The sequence below is a fragment of the Streptomyces sp. NPDC004111 genome (assembly GCF_042874215.1).
In the GTDB taxonomy this organism is placed as follows: domain Bacteria; phylum Actinomycetota; class Actinomycetes; order Streptomycetales; family Streptomycetaceae; genus Streptomyces.
This window is the reverse complement of record NZ_JBIAMU010000002.1, coordinates 620471-626470: the sequence shown is the minus strand read 5'-3', so window position 1 is coordinate 626470 and position 6000 is coordinate 620471. Positions and strand designations below refer to the sequence as shown.

General features: G+C 75.9%; 1 protein-coding gene (running past one end of the window). It reads left to right on the top strand.

Annotated elements, in window-relative coordinates:
- Positions 1-35: 35 nt before the first annotated feature.
- On the top strand, positions 36-6000 hold the beginning of the coding sequence (locus ACFYVL_RS07055; protein WP_389241779.1) for a type I polyketide synthase. It continues 12491 nt past the right edge of the window; the window shows 5965 of its 18456 coding nt (coding positions 1-5965); its start codon is at positions 36-38; its stop codon lies off the right edge, out of view.

Sequence of the window (6000 nt, the reverse complement as noted above, 5' to 3'; positions counted from 1 at the left end):
AGGGGTTGCTGGCGGGGTTGTCGGGGGTTCGTCCGGTGGCGGGGTCGGTGCCGTTGTTCTCGACGGTTACGGGGGGTTGGGTCGAGGGCGGTGAGTTGGACGCGGAGTACTGGTATCGCAATCTCCGCGAACCCGTCCGCTACGCGGACGCCGTACGCGGGCTGCTGGCCGACGGCCACCGGGCGTTCCTGGAGGTCACCCCGCACCCCGTGCTCACCGTCGGCACCCAGGAGACCGCCGACGCCGAGGACACCGACATCGTCACCGTCGGCTCCCTCCACCGCGAACGCGCGGACATGTCGGCCCTGTTGACCGGTTTCGCCACCCTGCACACGGCGGGCGTCTCCGTCGACTGGACGCGGTACTACGAGGGCGTCACGGGCCACGTCGACCTGCCCACGTACGCCTTCCAGCGCGAGCGGTACTGGCTGGCGGCGAGCGGTCCGGCCGCGGGTGACCTCGCGGGAGCCGGGCTGGCGGCGGCAGGCCACCCGCTGCTCGGCGCGGCCGTCGACCTCGCCGAGGACGGCGGGCTGGTGCTGACCGGGCGGCTCGCCCCCGGCACGCCCGCGTGGTCGGCCGACCACGTCGTACTCGGCACCGTGCTGCTGCCCGGCGCCGCGCTGGCCGAGATCGTGCTCGCCGCCGGCGACGGCGTCGGCTGCGGAGTGCTCGACGAACTGGTGATCGGCGCGCCGCTGGTGCTGCCCGAACGCACCTCCGTACAGCTCCAGGTCAGGGTCGGCGCGGCCGGGGACGACGGCCGCCGGGCCGTCGGCGTGCACGCGCGCCCCGCCGACGACGGCGGCCCGTGGACGCGACACGCCACGGGCGTACTCGCACCGGCCGACCCCGCCGACACCGGTACGCCCCTGACGCAGTGGCCGCCCGCGGGCGCCGAACCGGTGGACGTCACGGGCCTGTACGAAGCCCTGGCCGACAGCGGCCTCGGCTACGGCCCCGCCTTCCGGGGCGTACGGGCCGCCTGGCGGCGCGGCACCGGGCCGCGCGCCGAGGTGTTCGCCGAGGTCGAACCGGACGCGCGGGACGCGGTGGACCCGACGGGCTTCCTGCTGCACCCCGCACTGCTGGACGCCGCCCTGCACCCGATCGGCCTCGGCGGCCTGGTCGGCACGGGCGGACTGCCGTTCGCCTGGCAGGGCCTGCGCGTGCACGCCGTCGGAGCCCGCGCGCTGCGGGTGCGGCTGACGGCGCTGGGCGGCGACGCGGTCGCCGTCGACCTGGCGGACGGCACGGGCGCGCCGGTGGCGGGCGTGGAGGCACTGCGCCTGCGCGCGGTCTCCGCCGGGCAGCTGGCCACCGCCCGCGCCACGGCGGACCCGCTGCTGCACCTGGACTGGCTCCCGGCCACCGGAAACGCGGCGGCACCCGGAACGGAGACCGGCCCCGGGCCCGTACTCCTGCGCCTGGACACGCACCCGGACACTTCGGCAGAGAGCCCCGCGGACTCCTCGACCGACTCCTCCGCTTCCCCCGACGCCTCCTCCACGGACGGCTCCGGCGCCCCCGGCCATGTCCGCCGGGCCGTGCACCGGGTACTCGCCGAGGTCCAGCGGTGGATCACCGAGGACCGGGCGGAGCGACTGGTCGTGGTCACCCGCACGACGGACCTGGCGGGGGCCGCGGTGGGCGGCCTGCTGCGCGCGGCCCAGGCGGAACACCCGGGCCGCTTCGGCCACGTGGAGACCGACGGCCACAGCGCATCGACGCGGGCCCTGCCGGGCGCGGCCGGCCTGCTGGACGAGCCCAGGGTGGCGGTCCGCGCGGGCGAGCTGTTCGTGGCACGACTGGCCAGGACACCGGAGAGCACGGGCGCTTCCGCCGCCGCCGCGGACGCCTCCGCCGGCCCGGCGGGCGCAACCGGCGCCCCCGCCCGACCGGACGCCTCCGGCAGCCCGGCGGGCGCACCCAGCGTCCTCGTTCGACCGGACGCCCCCGCCCGACCGGATGCCGCCGCTCTGCGGGACGCGTCCGCCGGCCTGCCCGAGCGGTACGGCGACGAGGGAACCACCGACCGCGCCGCGTCCGCCACTCCGCCCGAGACGCACGACGACGAGGGGACCGCCGGCCACTCCACCGCCGCCCCCGCCACCCCCTTCGGCCCCGCCGACACCGTCCTCGTCACCGGGGCGGGCGGCACCCTCGGCGGGCTGGTGGCGCGCCATCTGGCCACCGCGCACGGTGTGCGGCGGCTGGTGCTCGTCGGGCGGCGGGGGGCCGAGGCGCCCGGTGCCGCCGATCTGGTGGCCGACCTGGGCGACCTCGGGGTCCGTACGGACTTCGTCGCCTGCGACGTCGCCGACCGCGACGCGCTCGCGCACCTGCTCCGTGAGCACCCGGTCACCGGTGTCGTGCACGCGGCCGGTGTGCTCGACGACGCGACCGTGGAGTCCCTCACCCCCGAACGGGTGGACGCGGTGCTGCGGCCCAAGGCCGACGCCGCCTGGAACCTGCACGAGCTGACCGTCGAACTCGGCCTGGAAATAAACGCGTTCGTCCTGTTCTCGTCACTCGCGGGCGTACTCGGCGGGCCCGGCCAGGGCAACTACGCCGCCGCCAACTCCTACCTCGACGCGCTCGCCGAGCACCGGCGCGCCCTCGGTCTGCCCGGTGTCTCGATCGCCTGGGGCCTCTGGGCTCCCACCAGCGCGATGAGCGGCCGTGCCGACACCGCGCGGCTGGCCAGGGGCGGCGTCCTGCCGCTGCCCGCCGACCGCGGGCTCGCGCTGTTCGACGCCGCCTGCGCGGGCAGCGGCGGTACGGCCGTCGCCGCCCGGCTCGACCCGGCCGCCCTGCGCGACCAGGGCCCCCGGCTGCCCGCCGCCCTGCGCGCCCTCGCCGGTGCCCCGCGCCGCCGCACGGCCCGCGACGGCGACCCGGCGGGCCTGCGCGAGCGCCTCGCCGCGCAGCCCGCCGCCGAACGCCGGCGGACCGTACTGGACCTGGTGCGCGGTCAGGCCGCCGCCGTGCTCGGCCACGCCTCCGCCGACGCCGTCGCCGCCGACCGGCCCTTCCTGGAGTTCGGCTTCGACTCGCTGACCGCCGTGGAACTGCGCAACCGGCTCGGCGCCGCCGCCGGCGTCCGGCTGCCCGCCACCACCGTGTTCGACCACCCGACCCCGGCCGCCCTGGCCCGGCACCTCCTCACCGAGGTGCTCGGCACCGCGGCCGACCGGCCCGCCGCCCCGGCCACCACCGCCCCGGTACGGGTGGACGAACCGATCGCGATCGTCGGCATGGCCTGCCGCTACCCCGGCGGCGTCGCCTCGCCCGAGGACCTCTGGCGGGTCGTCGCCGAGGGCCGCGACGTCATCTCCGGGTTCCCCGCCGACCGCGGCTGGGACCTCGAAGCGCTCTTCCACGCCGACCCCGACCACCTCGGCACCAGCTACACCACCGAGGGCGGCTTCCTCGACGGGGTGGGCGACTTCGACGCCGGATTCTTCGGCATCTCGCCCCGCGAGGCACTCGCCACGGACCCGCAGCAGCGCCTCCTGCTGGAGACCGCGTGGGAGGCCGTGGAGCGGGCGGGCATCGACCCGACCGCCCTGCGCGGCAGCCAGACCGGCGTCTTCGCCGGAATGATGTACCACGACTACGCCGCCCGGCTCGGCGCCACCCCCGAGGGCCTGGAGGGCTACCTCGGCATGGGCAACTCGGGCAGCGTCGCCTCAGGACGCATCGCGTACACCCTGGGCCTGGAGGGCCCCGCGGTCACCGTCGACACCGCGTGCTCGTCCTCCCTGGTCGCCCTGCACTGGGCGGTCCGCGCCCTGCGCTCCGGCGAGTGCGACCTCGCGCTCGCGGGCGGCGTCGCCGTGATGGCCACCCCCGGTACGTTCGTGGAGTTCTCGCGGCAGCGCGGCCTCGCACCGGACGGCCGCTGCAAGTCCTTCGCGGGCGCCGCCGACGGGGCGAGCTGGTCCGAGGGCGTCGGAATGCTCCTCGTCGAGCGGCTCTCGGACGCCGAACGCAACGGCCACCAGGTCCTCGCGGTCGTCCGCGGCTCCGCCGTCAACCAGGACGGCGCCTCCAACGGGCTCACCGCCCCCAACGGCCCCTCCCAGCAGCGCGTCATCCGCCGCGCGCTGGCCGACGCCGGACTCACCACCTCCGACGTGGACCTGGTCGAAGGACACGGCACCGGCACCACCCTGGGCGACCCGATCGAGGCCCAGGCGCTCATCGCCACCTACGGCCAGGACCGCGACCGCCCGCTCTGGCTCGGCTCCGTGAAGTCCAACATCGGCCACACCCAGGCCGCCGCCGGCATGGCCGGAGTGATCAAGGCCGTCGAGGCGATGCGGCACGGCGTGCTGCCGCGCACCCTGCACGTGGACGCGCCCTCGTCGCACGTCGACTGGTCGGCGGGCGCGGTGGAACTGCTCACCGAGGCAAGGCAGTGGCCCGAGACGGACGGGCCGCGCCGGGCGGGTGTGTCGTCGTTCGGCGTCAGCGGGACCAACGCCCACGTCGTACTGGAGGCCCCGCCGGCCCCGGCCGGAGCCCCGGCCCCCGAGCGGGTGCCGCACGTGGTGCCGTGGGTGCTGTCCGCCCGCACCGAGACCGGACTGCGGGCCCAGGCGGCACGCGTACGGGACTGGCTCACGGACGACACCGACGTCCTGGGCACCGGCTTCTCGCTGGCCACGGGCCGCGCCGCGCTTCCGCACCGCGCGGTCGTCGTCGGCACCGACCGGGACGAACTCGCCGACGGCCTCGCCGCCCTGGCGTCCGGTCTCCCCGCCCCGCACATCGAGTCCGCACACGCCAGGACGGAAGCGGTCACCGCCTTCCTGTTCACCGGTCAGGGTGCGCAGCGGGCTGGTATGGGGCTGGAGTTGGCGGCTGTGTATCCGGTGTTCGCGGAGGCTTTTGAGGGGGTGTGTGCGGAGTTTGATGTGCATCTGTCGCGTTCGTTGCGGGAGGTGATCGCGTCTGGTGAGGGTTTGGACGGGACTGCTTTTGCGCAGCCGGCGTTGTTCGCGGTGGAGGTGGCGCTGTTCCGGTTGGTGGAGTCGTGGGGTGTGCGGCCTGATCTGCTGATCGGGCACTCCATTGGTGAACTCGCTGCGGCGCATGTGGCGGGGGTGTGGTCGCTGCGGGACGCGGTGGCGGTGGTGGCCGCTCGCGGAAGGCTGATGGGGGCCTTGCCCGAGGGCGGGGCGATGGTCGCCGTCGAGGCTTCGGCGGAGGAGGTGGCGCCGACCCTGGTTGCGGGTGTGGACCTTGCCGTGGTGAACGGTCCTTCGGCGGTGGTGGTGTCGGGTGACGAGGACGCGGTGCTGGCGGTTGCGGCGCTGTGGTCGGAGAAGGGGCGCAGGACACGGCGTTTGACGGTCAGTCACGCCTTTCACTCGCATCGGATGGAGCCGATGCTGGCGGAGTTCGCGGAGGTTCTGGGGTCGGTCGGTTTTGCCGAGCCGCGTATTCCGATCGTGTCGACGGTGGCGGACGCGGGGGAGGTGACCGAGCCCGGTTACTGGTTGCGGAACGTGCGGGAGGCCGTGCGGTTCTCGGATGCCGTGCGGTCCGCCGCCGAGGCGGGCGCCACCGCGTTCCTCGAACTCGGGCCCGACGCCGTACTGTCCGGCCTCGTCGCCGACTCCGCCGCCACGGACGCAGGCGCGGGCGGAGCCGTGGAGACCGGTGCCGACGCGGGTACGGAGCGGCGCCCGGACGCCGGTGCCGTAGCGGTTCCCGTCCAGCGGGCCGGCCGGCCCGGCGAACGTACCGCCGTCGCCGCGCTCGCCCGGCTGCACGCCGAGGGCGTCGCGGTCGACTGGGCCGCGTTCTTCGCGGGCACCGGTGCCCGGTGGGTCGACCCGCCGACCACCGCCTTCGAGCGCACCCGCTACTGGCTCGACGTACCGGAGCAGGAGAACAGCCCCGCGGACGACGCCTTCTGGGCCGCCGTCCGGCGCGGGGACCTCGCAGACCTGCTCGGTGTCGCCGACGACGCGGACCTCACCGCCGTGC